Origin of the sequence: Mitsuaria sp. WAJ17 (genome assembly GCF_014174515.1) — a bacterium.
Classification (GTDB): domain Bacteria; phylum Pseudomonadota; class Gammaproteobacteria; order Burkholderiales; family Burkholderiaceae_C; genus Roseateles_B.
On record NZ_JACJUG010000013.1, the window covers coordinates 78434 to 98184 of the forward strand.

Consider the following 19751-nt stretch of genomic DNA (forward strand, 5'->3'; position numbering starts at 1 on the left):
TTCGCATGAGCACAGACGAGATGAAGCCAGCGGCCGGCCCGCTGCTGCTGCCCAGCCTGGAGACGCCCACGCTGACCAAGGCCGAGCTGGCGGAACTGCTGTTTGACAAGCTGGGCCTCAACAAGCGCGAATCCAAGGACATGGTCGAAGCCTTCTTCGACATCATCCATGGCAGCCTGGTCCAGGGTCGAGAGGTGAAGCTCTCGGGCTTCGGCAACTTCAACATCCGCCGCAAGGCACCGCGCCCGGGGCGCAATCCACGCACCGGCGAGTCCATCCCCATCAAGGCGCGCAACGTCGTGACCTTCCATGCCAGCCACAAACTCAAGGGGGTGGTGCAGGGGGATGTTCCCGGCGACGAGGACTTCGAGTAGAGTCTGACCTCCCCACCTGAAGCCCTTGATTTCAATGGACAAAGCGCTTCCCGCCATTCCCGCTAAACGCTACTTCACCATCGGTGAGGTGAGCGAGCTGTGCGGCGTGAAGCCTTATGTGCTGCGCTACTGGGAGCAGGAGTTCACGCAGCTCAAGCCCATGAAGCGGCGCGGCAACCGGCGCTATTACCAGCACCACGAGGTGCTGCTGATCCGCCGCATCCGTGACCTGCTCTATGACCAGGGCTTCACCATCAGCGGAGCCCGCAACCAGCTGGCCGACGGACTGGCTCGTCCAGAGACGGCTGCCAGCTTCCACGACGAGGCCATGGCCGCGGAGGCCCTGGCCCAGGAGCTGCATGCCCTCGAAGCTTCCCACGTCCAGGCCATGGCCGCGGACAAGCACGAGTCCGCACGCCTGAGCGTCAGCGTGGAAAAACTGAGCCTGGAACAGGTGCGAGAAGAATTATTGGCAATTCGCTCGACACTACTTGCACAGCTCTAAAAAATCGTTCTATAATCTTGTTTCTTCGTCGGGGTGTAGCGCAGCCTGGTAGCGCACTTGCATGGGGTGCAAGGGGTCGCGAGTTCGAATCCCGCCACCCCGACCAAAGATAAGCACGAGCCCGGTACTGAAAGGTACCGGGCTTTTTGCTGTGTGGGCTCGCGCCGTGCGCAATGCCAGCTTGCAACTTCGGGCTGTAAATCCGGACCGGTGCTCCGGGCTGCAGCTCCTGAGCCACCGCGCTCCCGCACCTTCCCAAGCCTTTGGGCATCAGCGCCCGCTCCCGATACCGCCGCCAGGCAAGACCTGACCCCGTCGTGTCATGTTCCCGCGGGCGCCCGGCCTTGCGGGCCGCAGCGCTCATGCGCCGTGTATGCCCGTTGGTGCGCAGCCCGCTGCAGTTCGTCTCAAGCGCCTGTGCCGTGCCGCCTCGTCTCAGCGACTATGGCGACATAGCAGCGCCCCGGCGGGGTGGCCGGATCCTCCAGACCGCTGTGCCCTGTGCTGTGTCGCTTCGTCGATGCTGCAGGGCGGGCACAGGCGAGGGGCTGCTGGTCCTTTCCCCGCGGGCTCTGGCTGACTGGTGCCGGGCCATGGGGGGGGAGGCCGTCGAGATGTCATTGCGAGGTAGCGATCATGACGTCCAAGAGAACTCGAGTACTTTCCCTTTTCGCCCTCTTGCTATGGCTTGGCGGCGCGCAGCTTGCTCACGCGCAGCGGGGCGGCCGGCTTTACGAGCCGGCCTTCCAACCCAGCCTGCTCAAGGGGCCGCCCATGGGTGCGGCCAACGAGGTGCTGGTGCTGGGGACGCCCCATCTGGGTGAAATGGACGGTGAACTGCACCAAGACACGTTGCAGCCCCTGCTGCAGCGGCTGCAGCGCTGGCAACCCCAGCTCATTGCCATCGAGCGACTCTCGGGCTTGCAGTGCGACGCGCTGCGTCGCCAGCCGGCACGTTACGCCGATACCGTGAAGTCCTATTGTCCTGAGGCGGCGACCGCGGCCGCAACCACCGGCCTGGACGTGATCCAGGCCCATCTGGAGGCCGAGCGCCTGCTGGACCGCTGGCCTGCTCAGCCTACGGCAGCCCAGCGCCGGCGTCTGGCGGCCGTGATGCTGGCAGCGGGCGAGCCGGTGTCGGCGCTGGTGCAATGGCTCTACCTGTCTGCGGCCGAGCGCCGGGCCGGCGAGGGGCTTGACGAGGCCCTGGCCGCGCGCCTCGAGCGCCTGCGCACGCGCACCAGCGAGGACAGCTGGGTCGCCGCGCCGCTGGCCGTCGAACTGGGCCTGCAGCGCGTCTACAGTGTGGACGACCATACGGCAGACCAGCCCGACCCCGCAGACCCGGCAGCCCAGGAAGCCGCGATCCGCAAGGCCTGGGACAACGAGGCCGCACGCACCCGTGCCGCACAAGAAAAGGCCCTGCAAGCTGGCCTGAGGGAGCCTGGCGGGCTGCTCAAGCTCTACCGGGCCTACAACGCGCCGGATGTGCCGGCCCTGGCCTACCGCTCGGACTTCGGGGCTGCTCTGACCGAGCCTTCGCCGCAAGGCTACGGGCGCAACTATGTCGGCTATTGGGAGACCCGCAATCTGCGCATGGTGGCCCATTTGCGCGAGGTGCTGGGCCTGCATCCGGGCTCGCGCATGCTCGCCATCGTGGGGGCCTCGCACAAGGGCTACTACGAGGCCTATCTCCACCAGATGCACGACGTGCGGCTGGTGGATCCGATGGTCGTGCTGAAGGACTGAACTGAGGGGCGGGGCGGGGGCAGGCGGTGCAAGGTCCGGATCCGTACAATGCCGCGCATGACTCAACACACCGTTCCCTCGCTGTCCAAGCGCCGCCTGTCCCGCTTGAACCGTCGCCAGCGCAAGAAGCTGCGCGTCGGCGAATTCCAGGAGCTGGGCTTCTGGGTAGAGCTGAAGTTCAAGTCCGCCCTGGACGACGCTGCCCTGGATGCCTTCTGCGACGCGGTCTATCCCGCCCTGGCGGGCCAGGGCCTGCAGATCGGCGGGCTGGGTGGCTGGCTGCCCCTGGCCGAGACCGACGGTTTCGTCGGCACCCTGGGGCGTGGCTCGGTCACCGAGGCCCAGCGTGCCGCCGCGGCCGCCTGGCTCAAGGCCTATCCGGCCGTCGAGCAGGTGCGCGTGAGTGGCTGGGTGGATGCCTGGTACCCCCGCGAGGAAGAGCTGCAGATGCAGGACGCCTGAGGGTCGGAAAACCATGAGAAAGCCGCCGCTGTGCGGCTTTTTTATTTGTCAATAGTTATATCTTGACTGTATCTTTCGGAATTGGCGGGTTCTTGAATTGGTTCAAGGATTCTTGCCCTTCGGGCGCCTAGTCTTGCGCCCATCTGTTTGATCCACGCAAGGAGGCCCCATGAGTCAGGGCAGCGGTTTCACCAAGCAGATGGCGCGAAACATGTTTTGGGGCGGTTCTGTATTTTTCGCCCTGCTGTTCGCGGCCATCGTGTTTCACACGGAGCAGCGCATCCCGCAGCGCTCCAATGCCCAGGCCATCACGCCTGCGGTGGTGGCGGGCAAGAAGATCTGGGAGACGCGCAACTGCATCGGTTGCCACACGCTCCTGGGCGAGGGCGCCTATTTCGCGCCGGAGCTGGGCAATGTCTACAAGCGCCGCGGCGGCGAGTTCATCAAGGCCTGGATGAAGGCCCAGCCCACGCATGCCGAGGGCCGTCGCCAGATGCCCCAGTTCAACCTGGACGAGCAGCAGCTCAATGACCTGGTCGAGTTCCTCAAGTGGACCGGCGAGATCAACACCGAGCAGTGGCCCCCCAATATCGAAGGCTGAGGAGGCGCACCCATCATGATCACCCTCAAGTACAAATCCCAGGCGGTGGCGAAGTACTACTTCATCGCCGCGCTCCTGCTGTTCACGGGCCAGATCCTCTTCGGTCTGGGCCTGGGCCTGCAGTACCTCGTCGGGGACTTCCTGTTCCCCTACATCCCCTTCAACCAGGCACGGATGGTCCACACCAACCTGCTGATCGTGTGGCTGCTGTTCGGCTTCATGGGGGCGGCCTACTACATGGTGCCGGAGGAGTCCGAGACCGAGTTGCACAGCCCCAAGCTGGCGCTGGCCCTGTTCTGGATCTTCCTGGTCGCCGGTGCGCTCACCATCGTGGGCTACCTGGCCGTGCCTTACGCCAAGCTGGCCGAGCTGACCGGCAATGACCTGCTGCAGACCATGGGGCGAGAGTTCCTGGAGCAGCCGCTGCCCACCAAGCTGGGCATCGTGGTTGTGGCCTTGGGCTTCCTCTACAACATCAGCATGACCGTGTTGAAGGGTCGCAAGACGGCCATCTCGCTGGTGCTGCTGATGGGCCTGTGGGGCTTGGCGCTGATGTTCCTGTTCAGCTTCGTCAATCCGCACAACCTGGTGCGGGACAAGATGTACTGGTGGTTTGTGGTCCACCTCTGGGTGGAAGGCGTCTGGGAGTTGATCCTGGGTTCGCTGCTGGCCTATGTGCTGATCAAGACCACCGGCGTGGACCGCGAGGTGATCGACAAGTGGCTGTACGTGATCATCGCCTTTGCGTTGATGACGGGCATCCTGGGCACCGGCCACCACTTCTACTTCATCGGCCTGCCTGGCTACTGGACCTGGATCGGCAGCATCTTCTCGGCGCTGGAACCCATCCCCTTCTTCATGATGACGGTCTTCGCCTTCAACATGGTCCAGCGCCGTCGCCGTGAGCACCCGAACCAGGCCGCCGTGCTGTGGGCCGTTGGCACCTCGGTGATGGGCTTCCTGGGCGCAGGCCTCTGGGGCTTCATCCACACCCTGTCGCCGGTCAACTACTACACCCACGGCACCCAGGTCACCGCGGCCCACGGGCACCTGGCCTTCTACGGCGCCTATGTGCTGGTGGTGATCACGCTGATCAGCTATGCCATGCCCATCCTGCGCGGCCGCATCGCCAACAGCCAGCGCGCGCAGAACATGGAGATGTGGAGCTTCTGGATCATGACCGTCTCCATGGGCGTAATGGTGCTGGCCTTGACCGGTGCTGGCATCTTGCAGGTCTGGCTGCAGCGCATGCCCACCGAGGGCGCCATGAGCTTCATGGCCACCCAGGACCAGCTGCGCTTCTTCTACTGGGTGCGACTGGCCGGCGGCGTGGGCTTCCTGCTGGGTCTGCTGGCCTATCTGTCGAGCTTCTTCATCGGCGGCGAGCCGGTGACGCAGGCCGATGCCGACGCCCGTGGCGGCGGCATGCTGCGCGGCCAACCGGCCCAGCGTGTGCGCGATCTGTGATTGACCTGTGAACGAGGAGGACCCGGTGGACAGACTCCAGGCGACCGCCGCCCAACTGGGGCAAGGTGAACTGCCCTTCTACGCGGAGCAGGGAGAGGAGTGCCGGGTCTTCGCTCATGCGCATGCCCAACGCCTGCCCCTGCTCATCAAGGGGCCTACGGGCTGCGGCAAGACTCGCTTCGTCGAGCACATGGCGGCCCGCCTGGGCCGCCCCCTCATCACGGTCAGCTGCCATGACGACCTCACGGCAGCGGACCTGGTGGGCCGCTTCCTGATCCAGGACGGCGCCACCGTCTGGAGCGACGGGCCGCTGACGCGGGCCGTGCGCCAGGGCGCCATCTGCTACCTCGACGAGGTGGTGGAGGCGCGCCGCGACACCACGGTGGTGCTGCACCCGCTGGCGGACGATCGCCGCATGCTGCCCATCGAGCGCACCGGGGAGCAGATCGCCGCGGCTCCCGGCTTCATGCTGGTGATTTCCTACAACCCCGGCTACCAAAACCTGCTCAAGAGCCTGAAGCCCAGCACACGGCAGCGCTTTGTCGCGCTGCAGATGGGCTATCCGGCGCCTGAGGTGGAGCAGCGCATCGTGCAGACCGAATCGGCTTGCGAGGAGCACCTGTCCCAGCAACTGGTACGCCTGGCCTCCGCGCTGCGCCGTCTGGGCGAGCATGATCTGGAAGAGACCGTCAGCACCCGGCTGCTGGTCGCCGCGGCCCGCTTGGCCGTGGCTGGACTTCCCCTGCGCCTGGCGGTGCAGACGGCCATCGTGGACGCACTGACTGACGAGGCCGACACCGCGTCCGCGCTCGCCGAGGTGGTCGGTGCGGTGCTGGACTGACATGAATTGGCCCCTCGCCCAGTCTCGCTCCGTGAACGCGGGCATGGCCCGCCAGTTCGGGCCGGCTTGGGAGCGGCCCGGCGCTCGGTCCGAGACTTCGGGAGGCATGGGTGACTGACATGGACCGGCCTCCCTCCGCCATGCTGACGCCCGCCGGAGGCAGCGGCCGCTCGGCACCTTCGCAACGCCTGCGCCGCAGCCTGCAGCTGGGCTTCTTCCTGCTTTTCGTCTCGGCGCCGCTGCTGGACCTGCTGCGCTTTGATCTCCATGAGACGCAGCTGTGGCTCTTCGGCCAGCCCTGGCATCTGGGCCTGGACGCCGTCCAGCACGGCCGGGCCAGTGGCGCCGACGCGGCGCTGAACCTGCTGCTGAAAGCCTTGCTGCCCATCGCCTTGGTGGTGGGCAGCTTCCTCTTCGTGGCCTGGCGTTATGGCCGGCTCTACTGCGGCTGGCTGTGCCCGCATTTCTCCATCGTGGAGCTGCTCAATGAGCTGCTGCACCGCGCCATCGGCAAGCTCTCGCTGTGGGACCGCCTGCCCGTCAAACGCGCGGGACGTCGTCCGGACGGCCGTTGGTGGCCGGTGTTCGGCCTGGCCTGCGTGACGATGGGCTTTGTCTGGGCCATCACGCTGGCCAGCTATCTGCTGCCTCCCAAGGAATTGTGGAGTGGCCTGTGGAGCGGCACACTGACGCCCAACCAGGCCCGCTTCATTGGCATCGGCACCCTGGTGTTCAGCGCCGAGTTCGCCTTCGCCCGCCATCTGTTCTGCCGCTTTGGCTGCGCCGTGGGCCTGTTCCAGAGCCTTATGTGGATGGCCAATCCCAAGGGGATGGTGGTGGCCTTCAAGCGCGAGCAGGCCCGCGATTGCAAGTCCTGCGACATCGCCCCCGGCCTGTCTGGCTCGGCCTGCGATACCGCCTGCCCCATGCGCCTGAACCCGCGCAACATCAAGCGCATGATGTTCTCCTGCGTGCAATGCGGCCAGTGCCTGGATGCCTGCGAAAGCTCGCAGGGCCGGCGTGACAGGGCCCCGCTGCTGGAGTGGCAGGTCGGCATTGAGGCCGTGCGCGAGACCCTGCGCCAGAAGAAGCTGGAAGCCTTGCAGCAGTCGCAGGCCAGTCCGCTGAGCAGTGAGCGCGAGCGCAATGGTCCTGCCACCAACGATGCCCCGCCGGACCGGGAGGCCGCCTGATGGAAGAGTGGGTGGGCAAGACCTGGCACCGCTGGGTGACCCGTGCCGCTGAGCAAGGCTATCCGGACGCCGCTGTGGAGCTGGTCCAGGTGCAGCGCGCCCTGGGCCTGCTGTTCCGCGCCGGAGGCGGTTCGCATGCCCTGCGCCTGGCCGAGGCTCAGGCCCTGCGCCATGGGGGACCGCGTGGCTGGCTGCAGCGCCTGGCCGGCAGCGAGCAGCGCGCCGCGCAGGCCCAGCTGGGGCCCGATGTGCTGGCGCTGCCCGCACGGCTGGATGTGTTTGCCGACCCCGCGCTGAACCGCGGCCTCTACCTCTGGCTGGCGGCGGTGTCGTCCTGCTGGGAGCCTGCTGATGCGGATGCGGCAGGGCAGGGCGGCTGGCTGGCCGCCAATGTACGTGCCACGGCCCTGGCGCTGCAGCGCTTCCCGGGGCTTGCCGAGCTTCATGAACGTCTGCTGGACGCCCACCTGCGCCAGCGGCCTGACCCGGACACCGTGGGCGCTGACGCGCCTGCCGAGCGCCTGCTGCGCCAGGCCCTGCAGGCCCGCGGATGCCTGAAGGCCGTGCCGGCGGCCGCGCTGGCCCTGCAGCCCGAGACCTTGGCCGCCGTGTGGCTGTGGTTGCAGCCGGCCCCGGCGACAGCAGCGCTGCCAGCCCGCAAGGAGGCCGCGGTGCCCGCCGCCGGCAGCAAGGCCGCCCAGGACCGTCAGCGCCGCAGCGCCAGGCGCAACGAGGACAGTAGCAGCAAGCACGGCCTGATCCTGATGTTCCGCGCCGAGTCGGTGCTGTCCTGGTCGGAGTTCGTCAAGGTCAACCGCGCCGGTGATGACGACCCCGACAGCGACGCCGCCGCCGTCGCCAACGACATGCGCCAGCTGGACATGGCCGAGGGCGGCGAGACCCTGGCCTCCCGGGTGCGCTTCGACCTGGACCTGCCCAGCGCCGCCGCGGACGACGCCCCCGTCGGCTTGCCCGAGCGCCTGCCCGAGTGGGACTGGAAGGCCCAGCAGCTGCGCGAGGACTATTGCGGCCTGCAGCGCTTCGTCGCTGCCCGCCCCGAGCCCTGGCTGCCGCCGCCGGCCCTGCGCCTGCTGGGCCACCGCATGCGGCGCCGCCTGGAAGTGCTGCGTGCCGCGCCCCGCTGGCAGAAGAACCTGCCGCAGGGGGATGAACTGGACCTGGACGCCTGGGTGCGCCATGCCAGCGAGTCGCGCTTGCAGGGCGGCCGGCGCTCAGCCGAGTCGCCGCCCGTCTTCCAGCAGCCGCAGCGCCAGGACCGCAGCCTGGCCTGCCTGCTGATGGCCGACTTGAGCCTGTCCACCGATGCCTGCGTGCAGGGCGAGATGCGGGTGATCGATGTCATCCGGGACGCGCTCTACGTCTTCGGTGAGGCCCTGGCCGGCCTGGGCGATCCCTTCGAGATGCTGGGCTTCTCCTCGGTCAAGCGCCAGCAGGTGCGCATCCAGCAGCTCAAGGGCTTTGAGGAACGCTGGGGGGCGATGTCCCGCCACCGCGTAGGTGCCATCAAGCCGGGCTTCTACACCCGCATGGGTGCGGCCCTGCGCCATGCCACCGATCGCCTGGCCGAGCGGCCCGAGCGCCAGCGCTTGCTGCTGCTGCTGACCGACGGCAAGCCGAATGATCTGGATCATTACGAAGGTCGCTGGGGCCTGGAGGACACCCGCCAGGCCGTGCTGGCCGCGCGCCAGGCGGGGCTGAGCCCCATGTGCATCAGCATCGACGAAGGCCCGGCCGATTACCTGCCCTACCTGTTCGGCCAGCAGGGCTTCGTGCATCTGCGGCGGCCGCAGGAACTGGTCAGCAGCCTGCCCAGGCTGTATGCGCGACTGGCTGCCTGAATGCCGGGGGGGGCGGCCTCATGCCGTCCGGATGCGCGAAAAGACCTGGTACGTCCGAGGAACTAGGGCGCCACAGAACCCCCATCGTTCGGAAGAACTAGGCGCCCGTCGTGCTTGATCCGCCTCAAATCGGCGGCCCCTGCGCTCCACAGAATCGCGTCCGTCAGGCCTGCAAAGGCCGCCAGCATTTTCTGGGAGTCCTCCATGCCAGTCACCTTCGATCTGCCCCGCTATCTGTCGGTCCTGCCCCTGTTCGGCGACATGCAGCCCAACGAGCTGCAGGCGCTGGCCCAGCAGGGTTGCCAACTGCACCGCATGGGCCGCGGCGAGACTGTGTTCCGTGTGGGCCAGGCCTGCGATGCCTTCCATGTGGTGGTGACGGGCCAGGTCAAGCTCTATGCGCTCGCGCCCAGCGGCGCCGAGAAGGTGATCGAGCTGGTGGGGCCGGGCAACAGCTTCGGCGAGGCCCTCATGTTCACCGACCGTCCGCACATCGTGAATGCGCAGACGCTTTCGGAATGCCTGCTGCTGTCCATCAGCAAGGCCGCGATGATGGAGGAGATTGCCCGCGACCCTCGCTTCGCGTTGCGCATGCTGGCTGGCGTCTCGCGCCGCCTGCATGGGCTGATCCGCGATGTGGAGTCCTACTGCCTGCACAGCGGCATCCAGCGCGTGATCGGCTTCCTGCTCAGCGAGCAGGAGGAGGACGATTACGAGGGCGGCGACACGCTGACTGTCTCGCTGCCGGTCAGCAAGGCCACGATCGCCTCGCGCCTGTCGCTGACGCCGGAGTATTTCTCGCGCGTGCTGCACGAGCTGGAGGCGGAGGGATTGATCCAGATCGATCGCCGCGACATCCGCATCCTCAACACCCGAGGCCTGGCCTCCTATCCTTTGCAGTGAGTGGCCTTCATGGCGGGCGCCAGCTGCTCGTGCAGCGCGGCAACCTCGCCGATGATCAGCAGGGCCGGTGGCTTGACGCCGTGCAGCTTGGCCAGCACCGGCAGGGTCTGCAGGCTGCCGCGAAGGCAGCGCTGCTGCGGCGTGCTGGCCTTCTCGACCAGCGCGGCCGGCGTGTCCGGTGACAGACCGTGGCCGATCAGCTGCTCGCTGATGATGGGCAGGCTGCCCAGGCCCATGTAGATCACCACCGTCTGGCGGGGGCGGGCCAGCATGTCCCAGTCCAGGTCCACCGAGCGCGGCTCGCCTTCGACGGCCTCGCGCAGGTGGCCGGTGGCGAAGACCAGGGAGCAGGCGTGGTCGCGATGCGTCAGCGGAATGCCCGCCAGCGCTCCCGCGGCCTGCGCGGCGCTGATGCCGGGAATCGTCTCGAAGGGAATGCCGGCAGCCGCCAGGGCCTGCGCCTCTTCGCCGCCGCGGCCGAAGATGTAGGGGTCGCCGCCCTTGAGCCGCAGGACCGCGCGGCCGCTGCGGGCCAGGCGGATCATCAGCTCGATGATGCCCTCCTGGGTGAGCGTGTGGTGGCCAGCTTCCTTGCCGACATAGATCAGGTCCGCGTCCTCTCGGATCAGCTTCAGCACGTCCTTGGACACCAGGTGGTCATAGAGCACCAGCGTGGCCTGGCCGAGCGCGCGTGCAGCCTTGACCGTCAGCAGATCGGGGTCGCCAGGTCCTGCGCCGACCAGCGTGACCGGCGCCGGCTGTGCGGCATTGGCGCTGGTGTGGGTCGAGAAATACAGCGGCTCGTCGAGTCGGCTCATGAGGCTCTCCTTGGATGAGCCCATTGTGGAAAGGGGCTCTTGTGGCGTCCTTGAACCAGTTCAAGGACGCCGGGGGCTGGCGGCGGGACGATGGCTTCGCTCGGACCAGGCACAAGCAGCCCCTGCCGAGCCCAGCAGAGTCTGGACGACGTGCTGCCTCTGGGGCGCCGCTCAATTTTTGTCGGGCCTCGCCCCTGTCGGAGTGGAGTGATGAAGACACCGCAAAGTCCCCGGTTCGCCGTGATCAGCCTGGCCGCCCTGGCCCTGCTGGCCAGCCTGAATGCTCAGGCACAAGATGCCAAGAAGAGCGTGACCCCCGCGGAGGTGAACTACCAGGCAGGCTCGTCGCCCCTGGCCAGTGAGCCCATGTACCAGAGCAGCAACCCCAAGGCGCCCGCGATGACGCAGGCGGAGTTCGAGCAGGGTCGCAAGATCTACTTCGAGCGCTGCGCTGGCTGCCACGGCGTGCTGCGCAAGGGCGCCACCGGCAAGCCGCTGACGCCGGACATCACCCTGGCCAAGGGCACCGACTACCTGAAGATATTCATCGCCTACGGCTCGGCTGCCGGCATGCCCAACTGGCTGACCTCGGGCGAGATGAACGACAAGGAAGTCGATCTGATGGCCCGCTACATCCAGCAGGACCCGCCCATGCCCCCGGAGTTCGGCATGGAGCAGATGAAGGGCACCTGGAAGGTCCTCATCGACCCGGCCAAGCGCCCGACGAAGAAGATGAACAGCTACAACATCGACAACATCTTCTCGACCACGCTGCGTGACAGCGGCGAGGTCGCGCTGATCGATGGCGATACCAAGAAGATCATCAGCATCGTCAAGACCGGCTACGCGGTGCACATCTCCCGCACCTCGGCATCCGGCCGCTATCTCTACGTGATTGGTCGTGACGCCAAGGTCAACATGATCGACCTGTGGATGGAGAAGCCCGACAACGTGGCCGAGATCCGCGTGGGCCTGGAGGCCCGTTCGGTGGACACCTCCAAGTACAAGGGCTACGAGGACAAGCTCGCCATCGCCGGCAGCTACTGGCCGCCCCAGTACGTGATCATGAAGGGCGACACGCTCGAGCCGCTGAAGATCGTCGCCACCCGCGGCATGACGGTGGACAAGCAGGAATACCACCCCGAGCCCCGCGTGGCCTCCATCGTGGCCTCGCACTTCAAGCCCGAGTTCGTGGTGAACGTGAAGGAGACCGGCAAGACGCTGATGGTCGATTACTCCGACCTCAACGCCCTCAAGACCACAGAGATCGGCACCGCCCGCTTCCTGCATGACGGTGGCTGGGACTCCAGCAAGCGCTACTTCATGGTGGCCGCCAACCAGAGCAACAAGATTGCGGCGGTGGACGCCAAGGAAGGCAAGCTGGCCGCGCTTGTCGATGTGGACAAGATCCCCCACCCCGGCCGGGGCGCCAACTTCGTGCACCCGAAGTTCGGCCCCGTCTGGTCCACGGGCCACCTGGGCTCCGAGGCCATCTCCCTGATCGCCACCGATCCCAAGGGCCACAAGCAGTACGCCTTCAAGCAGGTGGCGGTACTCAAGGGGCAGGGCGGCGGTTCGCTGTTCCTGAAGAGCCACCCCAAGAGCCAGCACTTGTACGTGGACACGCCGCTGAACCCGGATCCCAAGCTGTCCCAGTCGGTCGCCGTGTTCGATATCAAGAACCTGGACAAGGGCTACACCGTGCTGCCCATCGCCGAGTGGGCGGACATCAAGGACGGCGGCGCCCAGCGCGTCGTGCAGCCCGAGTTCAACAAGGCGGGTGACGAGGTGTGGTTCGCCGTCTGGTCCGCCAAGGACAAGCAGTCCGCACTGGTGGTCGTCGATGACAAGACGCTGAAGCTCAAGGCCGTGATCAAGGACCCGCGCCTGATCACGCCGACGGGCCACTTCAACGTCTACAACACCCAGCACGACGTGTACTGAGTGAAGCAGGCAAGACCTGACCCCAGCCGTCGAGCGAGGGCTGGGGGGGTCTTCAAGGCAACAAGCCAAGGAGCACACATGAAAGCGTTGTTGATCACCCTGAGCCTCGGCCTGGCGGCCGTGACCGCGCATGCCAACGTGGACGAGGCCATGAACAAGGCCGGCTGCATGGCCTGCCACAGCAAGGACAAGAAGGTGGTGGGTCCGTCCTTCAAGGACATCGCGGCCAAGTACAAGGGCCAGGACGTCACGGCCAAGCTGATGGAGAAAGTCCGCAAGGGCGGCGCCGGCACCTTCGGCCCCATCCCCATGGCACCGGTCGGTCCGGACAAGATCAGCGATGGCGACCTCAAGGCCGCCGTCGAGCAGATCCTGAAGAGCTGAGCGGCCATGCGCGGCGCGGTCTGCCTGCTCCTGCTGGCCCTGGCCTGGCCGGTCTCCGGCCGGGCCGCGCCCCCGCAGGTGCCAGCGCTTGAGCGCCAGACCGTGCTGCTGCGCATGCTCAGGCAGGACTGCGGGTCCTGCCATGGCATGCGGCTCACCGGTGGCCTGGGGCCGGCCCTCACGGCCGATGCGCTGCAGGGCAAGCCCTGGCAGAGCCTCAGCGCCACCATCTTCCATGGCCGGCCCGGCACGCCCATGCCGCCCTGGAAAAGCATGCTGAGCAGCGAGGAGGCCGACTGGCTGGCGCTGCAGCTGCTGAGCCCGCCGCAAGGCGGGGCAACGCCTGCCGAGGCGGTGCCGAGGAGACAACCATGAACAAGAAGCGCCCCTGCCCGAGGGGACTGTGGCTGGCCGCGTCCGCGCTGGTGCTGACCCTGCTGGGCGCCTGCGCCTCCGGGCCTGCGCCGTCGGCACCTGCCGAGCGCTGGCTGGGCACCGGCGACCTCGGCCTGGTGGTCGAGCGCGCCGACGGCCGCCTGCAGGTGGTCAATACCAGCAGCCGAAGCGTGCTGGGCCGCATCGAGGGCCTGGGCGACCTGTCCCATGCCTCCATCGTCTACGCGCGTGACGGCCTGCATGCCTATGTCTTCGGCCGCGACGGCGCCCTGAGCAAGGTGAACCTGGGAGAGCGCCGCATCGTGGCCCGCGTGCAGCAGGCCGGCAACTCCATCGGCGGGGCAATCTCGCAGGACGGCCGCCTCGTGGTGGCGCAGAACTACCAGCCCGGTGGCATCAAGGTCTTCGATGCCCAGACACTGCAGCCCCTGGCCGACATCCCCGCTGAATACGCTCCGGGCAAGTTCTCGCGCGTCGTGGGCCTGGCGGACCTGCCGGGCCAGTGCTTCATCTATGCGCTCTTCGATGCTGACGAAATCTGGGTCGCCGACCTGTCCGACCCGCGCGCGCCCAGGCTGCAGAAGTTCCGCAACATCGGCCGCCAGCCCTATGACGCGCTGGTGACGCCCGACGGCCGCCACTACATCGCCGGCCTGTTCGGCGAGGACGGCCTGGCCAAGATCGACCTCTGGGCCGCAGAGCCCCGCGTGGAGCGAATCCTGGGGGGCTACGGTCGCGGCCAGGAGCCGCTACCCGTCTTCAAGATGCCGCACCTGCGCGGTTGGGCGGTGGCCGGCCGCCATGCCTACCTGCCGGCCATCGGGCGGCATGAGGTGCTGGTGGTGGACACCGAGAGCTGGCGCGAGGTCGGCCGCATTCCCGTGCAGGGCCAGCCCGTCTTCGTGATGGCGCGGCCGGACGGCCGTCAGGTCTGGGTCAACTTCGCCGTGCCCGACTATGACCGCGTGCAGGTCATCGACACCCAGACCCGCCAGATTGTGCAGACCCTGAGCCCCGGCAAGGCCGTGCTGCACATGGAATTCACGCCGCGCGGGGAGGCCGTGTGGATTTCCTCGCGTGACGCCAACCGTGTCTCGGTGATCGACACCGCCAGCTTCGCGACGCTGGCGACGCTGGAGTCCACCTCGCCCAGTGGCATCTTCTTCACCAGCCGGGCCGGCAAGGTGGGCCTGTGAACGCGAGGACCGCCTGCCCCTCGGTGTGCCCGTCAGCGGGTGCTTCACCGCTGCGCGAAGCCCTGCTGAACGACTGGCAGCAACGCCTGCCGCTGGTCAGCCAGCCCTTCGAGGCCATGGGGCGGCGCTATGGCTGCAGCGAGCCGGTGGTGATCGAGCAACTGGCGCAGGCGGTGGAGCAGGGTTCGGTGTCCCGCCTGGGCGGCGTGTTTGCGCCGGGCTCGGGCGGCGCGGGCCTGCTGTGCGCACTGGCCGTGCCACCCGATCGCCTGGAGGCGGTGGCGGCCCTGGTCAATGCCCTGCCGGGCGTCAACCACAACTACGAGCGCGAGCATGCGTACTCGCTGTGGTTCGTGATCACCGGGCCCTCGCTCGAATGGATCGAGCGGCGGCTGGCAGAACTGGAACAGGCCTGCGGCCTGCCGGCCCTGCGCCTGCCCATGGTGCGGCCCTATCGCATCAACCTGGGCTTTGACCTGCGTGCCCGTGGCCCTGCGCCCGTGCCTGCAGGCGCCGCCCAGCCGGCGCGCGTGCGGGCCATCCCGCCGGCGCAGCGCCCCCTGGCGGCTTTGCTGGAGCAGGGCCTGCCCCTGCAGCCCCGTCCCTATGCCGCCTGGGCGCAGGCCCTGGGCTGGACGGAGACCCAGGTGCTGGCCACGCTGCAGGCCTGGCTGGACGAGGGCGTGCTGCGGCGCTTCGGCGTCATCGTGCGCCACCATGAGCTGGGCATCGCCAGCAATGCCATGTGCGTCTTCGACGTGCCGGACGAGGAGGTCGATGCCCACGCCAAGGTGCTGGCCCAGCAGCCGGGTGTGACCCTGTGCTATCGCCGCGAGCGCGGCGAGGGCTGGCCCTTCAACCTCTTTTGCATGATTCATGGCCGCGAGCGCGACAGCGTGCGTGCGGCCCTGGCCGCCGCCCGAGAAGCCGCTGGCCTTCATGCCTTTCCCCAGGCCCAGCTGTTCAGCCGCCGGCGCTTCAAGCAGTGCGGCTCGGGCTATTTCGTCGATGCTCTGCCGGCCTTGACCATCAGCCCATCGACCCAGGAGTGTGCCCATGCATGAGCCTTCCGCCGCGCGCCGCAGCCTGGCGCGCCTAGACGCCCTTGACGCGGCGCTGATCAACCGCCTGCAGGGCGGGCTGCCCCTGGTGCCGCGGCCCTTTTTCGTTGTGGCCCAGGATCTGGGATGCAGCGAGGACGAGCTGCTGGAGCGTCTGCATCGCCTGCTGGGCGAGGGCACGCTCACTCGTTTCGGCCCGCTGTTCCAGATCGAACGCGCCGGCGGCCGCTTTGTGCTGGCCGCGCTGCAGGTGCCGCAAGAGCGCTACGAGGCCGTCACGGCCCTGGTCAACGCCCATCCCGAGGTGGCCCACAACTACCGCCGCGAGCATCTGCTGAACATGTGGTTCGTGCTGGCCACCGAGCATGAGGCCGACATCCCGCGCGTGGTCCATGCCATCGAGACCGAGACCGGCCTCAAGGTCTGGGCCTTTCCCAAGGAGCGTGAGTACTTCGTGGGCTTGCATCTGCCGGCCCGCGCCACCACGGAGGCCCGCGCATGAATCCCGCACAGGCACCGGCGCAGCTCAGCGCGCTGGAACGACACCTCATCGCCGCCACCCAACAGGGTCTGCCCCTGGTGGCCAAGCCTTACGAGGCGCTGGGCGCGCTGCTGGGCATCACCGAGACCGAGGTCCTGCACCTGATGCAGGACATGCAGGACCGCGGCCTGATCCGCCGCATCGGTGCCGTCCCCAACCACTACCGCCTGGGCTACCTGGCCAACGGCATGACGGTGTGGGACGTGGACGATGCCCTGGTCGATGAGATCGGCGAGCGCATCGGCAGCCTGGCCTGCGTCAGCCACTGCTACCGCCGGCCGCGCCACCTGCCGGTCTGGCCCTACAACCTCTTTGCCATGCTGCACGGCCGCAGCCGCGAGGAGGTGGAGGCGCAGGCGCAGGAGATCCGGGTCCTGCTGGGCGATGCCTGCCACGCCAGCGAGATCCTCTACAGCAGTGCCATCCTGAAGAAGACCGGCCTGCGCCTGGCCACAGGGCCCGGTGCCGTCAACGCAAGCACGGAGGACTGAGCATGCTGCGCATCAGCCAATACCTGCGCGAGATCGCCCGAGCCGAGCGCGAAGGTGCCTATCCCAGCCCCCGCCGCGCGCACGCGGGCGGTGAGACGCGCCCGGTGGTCATCTGGAACCTGACCCGGCGCTGCAACCTCACCTGCAAGCACTGCTACGCCCTGTCGGCCGACCACCACTATCCCGGCGAGCTGAGCTACGACGAGATCTGCACCGTGATGGACGACCTGCGCGCCTACGGTGTGCCGGTGCTGATCCTCTCCGGTGGCGAGCCCCTGCTGCATCCGCAGCTCTTCGAGATCGCCAGCCGCGCGCAGTCGCAGGGCTTCTACACGGCGCTCTCCAGCAACGGCACGATGATCGACGCAGCGATGGCCGACCGCATCGCGGCGCAGCACTTCGATTACGTGGGCGTCAGCATCGACGGCAGCCGCGACACGCACGACCGCTTCCGCCGCAAGGAAGGGGCCTATGAGCAGTCCATGGCCGGCATTCGCCTGCTGCACGAACGCGGCGTCAAGACCGGCCTGCGCTACACCTTCACCGACCTCAACGGCCAGGACTTTCCCTTCCTGCTGCAGCTGATGAAGGACGAGGGCGTGGACAAGTTCTACTTCTCCCATCTCAACTACGCCGGCCGCGGCAACATCCACCGTGGGCGTGACGCCCACTTCGAGGCGACTCGCCAGGCCCTGGACCTGCTCTTCGAGACTGCCTGGGCCGATGCCGAGGCCGGCAGCAGCCGCGACTACGTCACCGGCAACAACGATGCCGACGCTGCCTACCTGCTCGCCTGGGTGGGCCGCCGCTGGCCGCAATGGCAGGCGGCCCTGCGCGCCCGCCTGGTGACCTGGGGCGGCAATGCCTCGGGCGTGGGCGTGGCCAATATCGACAGCCAGGGCGAGGTCCACCCCGACACCATGTGGGGTCACCACCAGCTTGGCAATGTGCGTCAGCGGCCCTTCTCCGAGATCTGGAGCGACCGCAGCGATCCGCTGATGGACGGCCTCAAGAGACATCCCCGTCCCGTCAAGGGCCGTTGCGCCGAATGCCAGCACTTTGCGCTGTGCGGCGGCAATACGCGGGTCCGCGCCCACCAGCTCACCGGCGACTACTGGGCCGAGGACCCGGGCTGCTACCTCGACGACGACGAGATCGGTCTCTCGCCCGAGGCCGCGAGCCGGCTGGCTCGCGTCGAGCTTGCGCCCTTCAGCGGCAAGCGTCGCATCATCGAGGTGCTGTCGGCATGAACGAGTCCTTCAAGTCCATTTGCAAGCTGCTGCTGGCCCTGGGCCTGGTGATGACCGGTCTGGACTACGCCCGCGCAGCGGACGATGCGCCCAGGCCGCCGGCCGCCGCGGCGCTGTACCAGCAGCATTGTGCGAGCTGCCATGGCGCCGAGCGCACCGGCGGCATGGGCCCGGCCCTGCTGCCCGAAAGCCTGGAGCGCCTGCGCAAGCCCGAGGCCCTGGCCGTGATCCGCGGCGGCCGTGCGGCCACGCAGATGCCGGCCTTCGGCGCGCAGCTCAGCGAGGCCGAGATCCAGGCGCTGCAGGCCTTCGTCTACGCGCCCCAGCTGCCCGTGCCGCGCTGGAGCGATGCCGACATCCGTGCCTCCCGCAGCTTCGAGCCCGACAGCGCCCGCTGGCCGGCCAAGCCGCAATGGAAGGCCGACCCCATGAATCTCTTCGTGGTGGTGGAGGGCGGGGATCACCACGTGAGCCTGGTGGACGGCGACCGCTTCGAGGTCCTGCACCGCTTCGCCAGCCGCTTCGCCCTGCATGGCGGCCCCAAGTTCACGCCGGACGGCCGCTATGTCTTCTTCGGCTCGCGTGACGGCTGGATCAGCAAGTACGACCTCTGGAACCTCAAGCTGGTGGCCGAGGTGCGTGCGGGTCTGAACATGCGTAACGTCGCCGTCAGCGCCGATGGCCGCTGGGTCATGGCGGCCAACTACCTGCCGCGCACCGCCGTGCTCTTTGACGCTGATCTTCAGCTGGTGCGCACCTACCCCGCGCAGAGCCGCGACGGGGCGCAGAGCTCGCGGGTCTCGGCGGTGTATGACGCCACGCCGCGCAAGAGCTTCGTCGTGGCCCTCAAGGACCTGCCTGAGCTGTGGGAGATCAGCTACGACCCCAAGGCCGAGCCCATCCACGAGGGCTATGTGCACGACTACAAGATGGGCGAGGCCTTGCCCACGCCCGGCTACCAGAACATCCGCCGCACCCTGCTGGAGGAGCCGCTGGACGACTTCTTCTTCGACGACAGCTACGCCCATGTGCTGGGCTCGGCCCGGCCCCGCGAGGGCGGCGGCAGCCTGGGCCAGGTGGTCAACCTGGACGTGCGCAAGAAGATCGCCGAGCTGCCCATCCCGGGCCTGCCGCACCTGGGTTCGGGCATCAGCTTCACCCGCGAAGGCCGGCGCCTGCTGGCCAGCCCCAACCTCAAGGACGGCCGCATCAGCGTGGTCGATCTCAAGAGCTGGCAGCTGGTCAGGGAGATCGTCACCCCCGGCCCCGGCTTCTTCATGCGCAGCCATGCCCAGAGCCCCTACGCCTGGACCGACTCCATGATGAGCCCCACGGCCAAGGACACGCTGAGCATCATCGACAAGCAGCGCCTGGAGGTCGTCGCCCAGGTGCGCGAGCCGGGCAAGACGCTGGCCCACGTCGAGTTCACCAAGGACGGCCGCTATGTGCTGGCCAGCCTCTGGGAGATGGACGGCGCGCTGATCGTGTATGACGCCCGCAGCTTCAAGGAACTCAAGCGCCTGCCCATGAGCAAGCCGGTGGGCAAGTACAACGTCTGGAACAAGATCAGCCGCGAGGAAGGGACCTCGCATTGAGCCTTGCGCGCGAGGAGAGACAGCTGGGCGCCTTACACGCGGACGATCCGAGTCACGCAGACCGGGCCCGCCGGACTTTGCGCCGTCAGTGCTCGCTGACGGCGACCAGGGACGTCATCGG

Annotated in this window: 20 protein-coding genes and 1 tRNA gene; 20 read left to right on the forward strand and 1 reads right to left on the reverse strand. The window is 67.7% G+C overall.

The features are described 5' to 3' along the window. Positions 1–5 precede the first annotated feature (5 nt). The 11 genes from H5407_RS12395 (at position 6) to H5407_RS12445 (ending at position 9954) form a co-directional block, all read left to right on the forward strand. A complete protein-coding gene (locus H5407_RS12395) occupies positions 6–374 on the forward strand; it encodes an integration host factor subunit alpha (protein WP_255501217.1) in 369 nt (122 codons plus the stop codon). A gap of 34 nt (positions 375–408) precedes the next feature. Then, complete coding sequence (locus tag H5407_RS12400) at positions 409–879, forward strand: MerR family transcriptional regulator (protein WP_183104758.1); 471 nt, start codon at positions 409–411, stop codon at positions 877–879. Between the two features lie 29 nt (positions 880–908). Beyond that, positions 909–985: transfer RNA gene (locus tag H5407_RS12405), tRNA-Pro, on the forward strand. Positions 986–1653: 668 nt separating this feature from the next. Next, positions 1654–2628 (forward strand): DUF5694 domain-containing protein, encoded by a 975-nt coding sequence (locus H5407_RS12410; protein WP_255501218.1) that lies wholly within the window; start codon positions 1654–1656, stop codon positions 2626–2628. 57 nt (positions 2629–2685) lie between these two features. Continuing rightward, positions 2686–3090, forward strand: a complete 405-nt coding sequence (locus H5407_RS12415) for a 50S ribosome-binding protein YggL (RefSeq protein WP_183104759.1) — start codon at positions 2686–2688, stop codon at positions 3088–3090. Positions 3091–3259: 169 nt separating this feature from the next. Continuing rightward, positions 3260–3691, forward strand: a complete 432-nt coding sequence (locus H5407_RS12420; RefSeq protein ID WP_183104760.1) for a cytochrome c — start codon at positions 3260–3262, stop codon at positions 3689–3691. 15 nt (positions 3692–3706) lie between these two features. Next, a complete protein-coding gene (locus H5407_RS12425; RefSeq protein ID WP_183104761.1) occupies positions 3707–5158 on the forward strand; it encodes a cbb3-type cytochrome c oxidase subunit I in 1452 nt (483 codons plus the stop codon). A gap of 25 nt (positions 5159–5183) precedes the next feature. Beyond that, on the forward strand, positions 5184–5999 hold the full coding sequence (locus tag H5407_RS12430) for a CbbQ/NirQ/NorQ/GpvN family protein (protein ID WP_183104762.1): 816 nt from the start codon (positions 5184–5186) through the stop codon (positions 5997–5999). 119 nt (positions 6000–6118) lie between these two features. Then, entirely contained in the window at positions 6119–7192 is a 1074-nt protein-coding gene (locus tag H5407_RS12435) for a 4Fe-4S binding protein (protein ID WP_255501219.1), read from the forward strand. Further along, entirely contained in the window at positions 7192–9051 is a 1860-nt protein-coding gene (locus tag H5407_RS12440) for a nitric oxide reductase activation protein NorD (RefSeq protein ID WP_183104763.1), read from the forward strand. The genes H5407_RS12435 and H5407_RS12440 overlap by 1 nt, the downstream gene beginning before the upstream one ends. 204 nt (positions 9052–9255) lie before the next feature. Continuing rightward, on the forward strand, positions 9256–9954 hold the full coding sequence (locus H5407_RS12445) for a Crp/Fnr family transcriptional regulator (protein WP_183104764.1): 699 nt from the start codon (positions 9256–9258) through the stop codon (positions 9952–9954). Here the strand turns inward: H5407_RS12445 and cobA are convergent. Further along, positions 9939–10772 carry a uroporphyrinogen-III C-methyltransferase gene (gene cobA, locus H5407_RS12450; RefSeq protein WP_183104765.1) on the reverse strand — a complete coding sequence of 278 codons (834 nt, stop codon included), beginning with the start codon at positions 10770–10772 and terminating at the stop codon, positions 9939–9941. The two genes, H5407_RS12445 and cobA, sit on opposite strands and share 16 nt — an antisense overlap. Positions 10773–10982: 210 nt before the next feature. On the opposite strand from cobA, the gene H5407_RS12455 reads away from it, so the two are divergent. The 9 genes from H5407_RS12455 to H5407_RS12495 all read left to right on the forward strand — a co-directional run bounded on the left by H5407_RS12455 (position 10983) and on the right by H5407_RS12495 (position 19630). Continuing rightward, positions 10983–12716, forward strand: a complete 1734-nt coding sequence (locus tag H5407_RS12455; RefSeq protein ID WP_183104766.1) for a nitrite reductase — start codon at positions 10983–10985, stop codon at positions 12714–12716. 78 nt (positions 12717–12794) lie between these two features. Continuing rightward, positions 12795–13100 (forward strand): c-type cytochrome, encoded by a 306-nt coding sequence (locus tag H5407_RS12460; RefSeq protein ID WP_183104767.1) that lies wholly within the window; start codon positions 12795–12797, stop codon positions 13098–13100. A gap of 6 nt (positions 13101–13106) precedes the next feature. After that, entirely contained in the window at positions 13107–13475 is a 369-nt protein-coding gene (locus H5407_RS12465) for a cytochrome c (RefSeq protein WP_183104768.1), read from the forward strand. Next, positions 13472–14692, forward strand: coding sequence for a cytochrome D1 domain-containing protein (locus H5407_RS12470; protein ID WP_183104769.1), 1221 nt, complete (start codon positions 13472–13474; stop codon positions 14690–14692). The genes H5407_RS12465 and H5407_RS12470 overlap by 4 nt, the downstream gene beginning before the upstream one ends. Continuing rightward, positions 14689–15756 carry an Lrp/AsnC family transcriptional regulator gene (locus H5407_RS12475; protein WP_310737642.1) on the forward strand — a complete coding sequence of 356 codons (1068 nt, stop codon included), beginning with the start codon at positions 14689–14691 and terminating at the stop codon, positions 15754–15756. The genes H5407_RS12470 and H5407_RS12475 overlap by 4 nt, the downstream gene beginning before the upstream one ends. Further along, positions 15749–16255, forward strand: coding sequence for an Lrp/AsnC family transcriptional regulator (locus H5407_RS12480; RefSeq protein ID WP_183104770.1), 507 nt, complete (start codon positions 15749–15751; stop codon positions 16253–16255). The genes H5407_RS12475 and H5407_RS12480 overlap by 8 nt, the downstream gene beginning before the upstream one ends. Next, the gene (locus H5407_RS12485) at positions 16252–16785 is read left to right on the forward strand and encodes an Lrp/AsnC family transcriptional regulator (protein ID WP_183104771.1); all 534 of its coding nucleotides are present in this window, start codon (positions 16252–16254) and stop codon (positions 16783–16785) included. Before H5407_RS12480 ends, H5407_RS12485 begins: the two co-directional genes overlap by 4 nt. Positions 16786–16787: 2 nt before the next feature. Further along, positions 16788–18035, forward strand: a complete 1248-nt coding sequence (gene nirJ, locus H5407_RS12490) for a heme d1 biosynthesis radical SAM protein NirJ (protein WP_183104772.1) — start codon at positions 16788–16790, stop codon at positions 18033–18035. Continuing rightward, positions 18032–19630, forward strand: coding sequence for a nitrite reductase (locus H5407_RS12495; RefSeq protein ID WP_183104773.1), 1599 nt, complete (start codon positions 18032–18034; stop codon positions 19628–19630). Before nirJ ends, H5407_RS12495 begins: the two co-directional genes overlap by 4 nt. Positions 19631–19751: the final 121 nt, after the last annotated feature.

Coding starts and splice junctions, on each gene's coding strand:
- H5407_RS12410 (WP_255501218.1), top strand. CDS start 1,654: ATGGGTGCGGCCAACGAGGTGCTGGTGCTGGGGACGCCCCATCTGGGT.
- H5407_RS12400 (WP_183104758.1), top strand. CDS start 409: ATGGACAAAGCGCTTCCCGCCATTCCCGCTAAACGCTACTTCACCATC.
- H5407_RS12480 (WP_183104770.1), top strand. CDS start 15,749: ATGCATGAGCCTTCCGCCGCGCGCCGCAGCCTGGCGCGCCTAGACGCC.
- H5407_RS12425 (WP_183104761.1), top strand. CDS start 3,707: ATGATCACCCTCAAGTACAAATCCCAGGCGGTGGCGAAGTACTACTTC.
- H5407_RS12435 (WP_255501219.1), top strand. CDS start 6,119: ATGGACCGGCCTCCCTCCGCCATGCTGACGCCCGCCGGAGGCAGCGGC.
- H5407_RS12470 (WP_183104769.1), top strand. CDS start 13,472: ATGAACAAGAAGCGCCCCTGCCCGAGGGGACTGTGGCTGGCCGCGTCC.
- H5407_RS12415 (WP_183104759.1), top strand. CDS start 2,686: ATGACTCAACACACCGTTCCCTCGCTGTCCAAGCGCCGCCTGTCCCGC.
- nirJ (WP_183104772.1), top strand. CDS start 16,788: ATGCTGCGCATCAGCCAATACCTGCGCGAGATCGCCCGAGCCGAGCGC.
- H5407_RS12445 (WP_183104764.1), top strand. CDS start 9,256: ATGCCAGTCACCTTCGATCTGCCCCGCTATCTGTCGGTCCTGCCCCTG.
- H5407_RS12420 (WP_183104760.1), top strand. CDS start 3,260: ATGAGTCAGGGCAGCGGTTTCACCAAGCAGATGGCGCGAAACATGTTT.
- H5407_RS12465 (WP_183104768.1), top strand. CDS start 13,107: ATGCGCGGCGCGGTCTGCCTGCTCCTGCTGGCCCTGGCCTGGCCGGTC.
- H5407_RS12395 (WP_255501217.1), top strand. CDS start 6: ATGAGCACAGACGAGATGAAGCCAGCGGCCGGCCCGCTGCTGCTGCCC.
- H5407_RS12440 (WP_183104763.1), top strand. CDS start 7,192: ATGGAAGAGTGGGTGGGCAAGACCTGGCACCGCTGGGTGACCCGTGCC.
- H5407_RS12460 (WP_183104767.1), top strand. CDS start 12,795: ATGAAAGCGTTGTTGATCACCCTGAGCCTCGGCCTGGCGGCCGTGACC.
- cobA (WP_183104765.1), bottom strand. CDS start 10,772: ATGAGCCGACTCGACGAGCCGCTGTATTTCTCGACCCACACCAGCGCC.
- H5407_RS12485 (WP_183104771.1), top strand. CDS start 16,252: ATGAATCCCGCACAGGCACCGGCGCAGCTCAGCGCGCTGGAACGACAC.
- H5407_RS12455 (WP_183104766.1), top strand. CDS start 10,983: ATGAAGACACCGCAAAGTCCCCGGTTCGCCGTGATCAGCCTGGCCGCC.
- H5407_RS12495 (WP_183104773.1), top strand. CDS start 18,032: ATGAACGAGTCCTTCAAGTCCATTTGCAAGCTGCTGCTGGCCCTGGGC.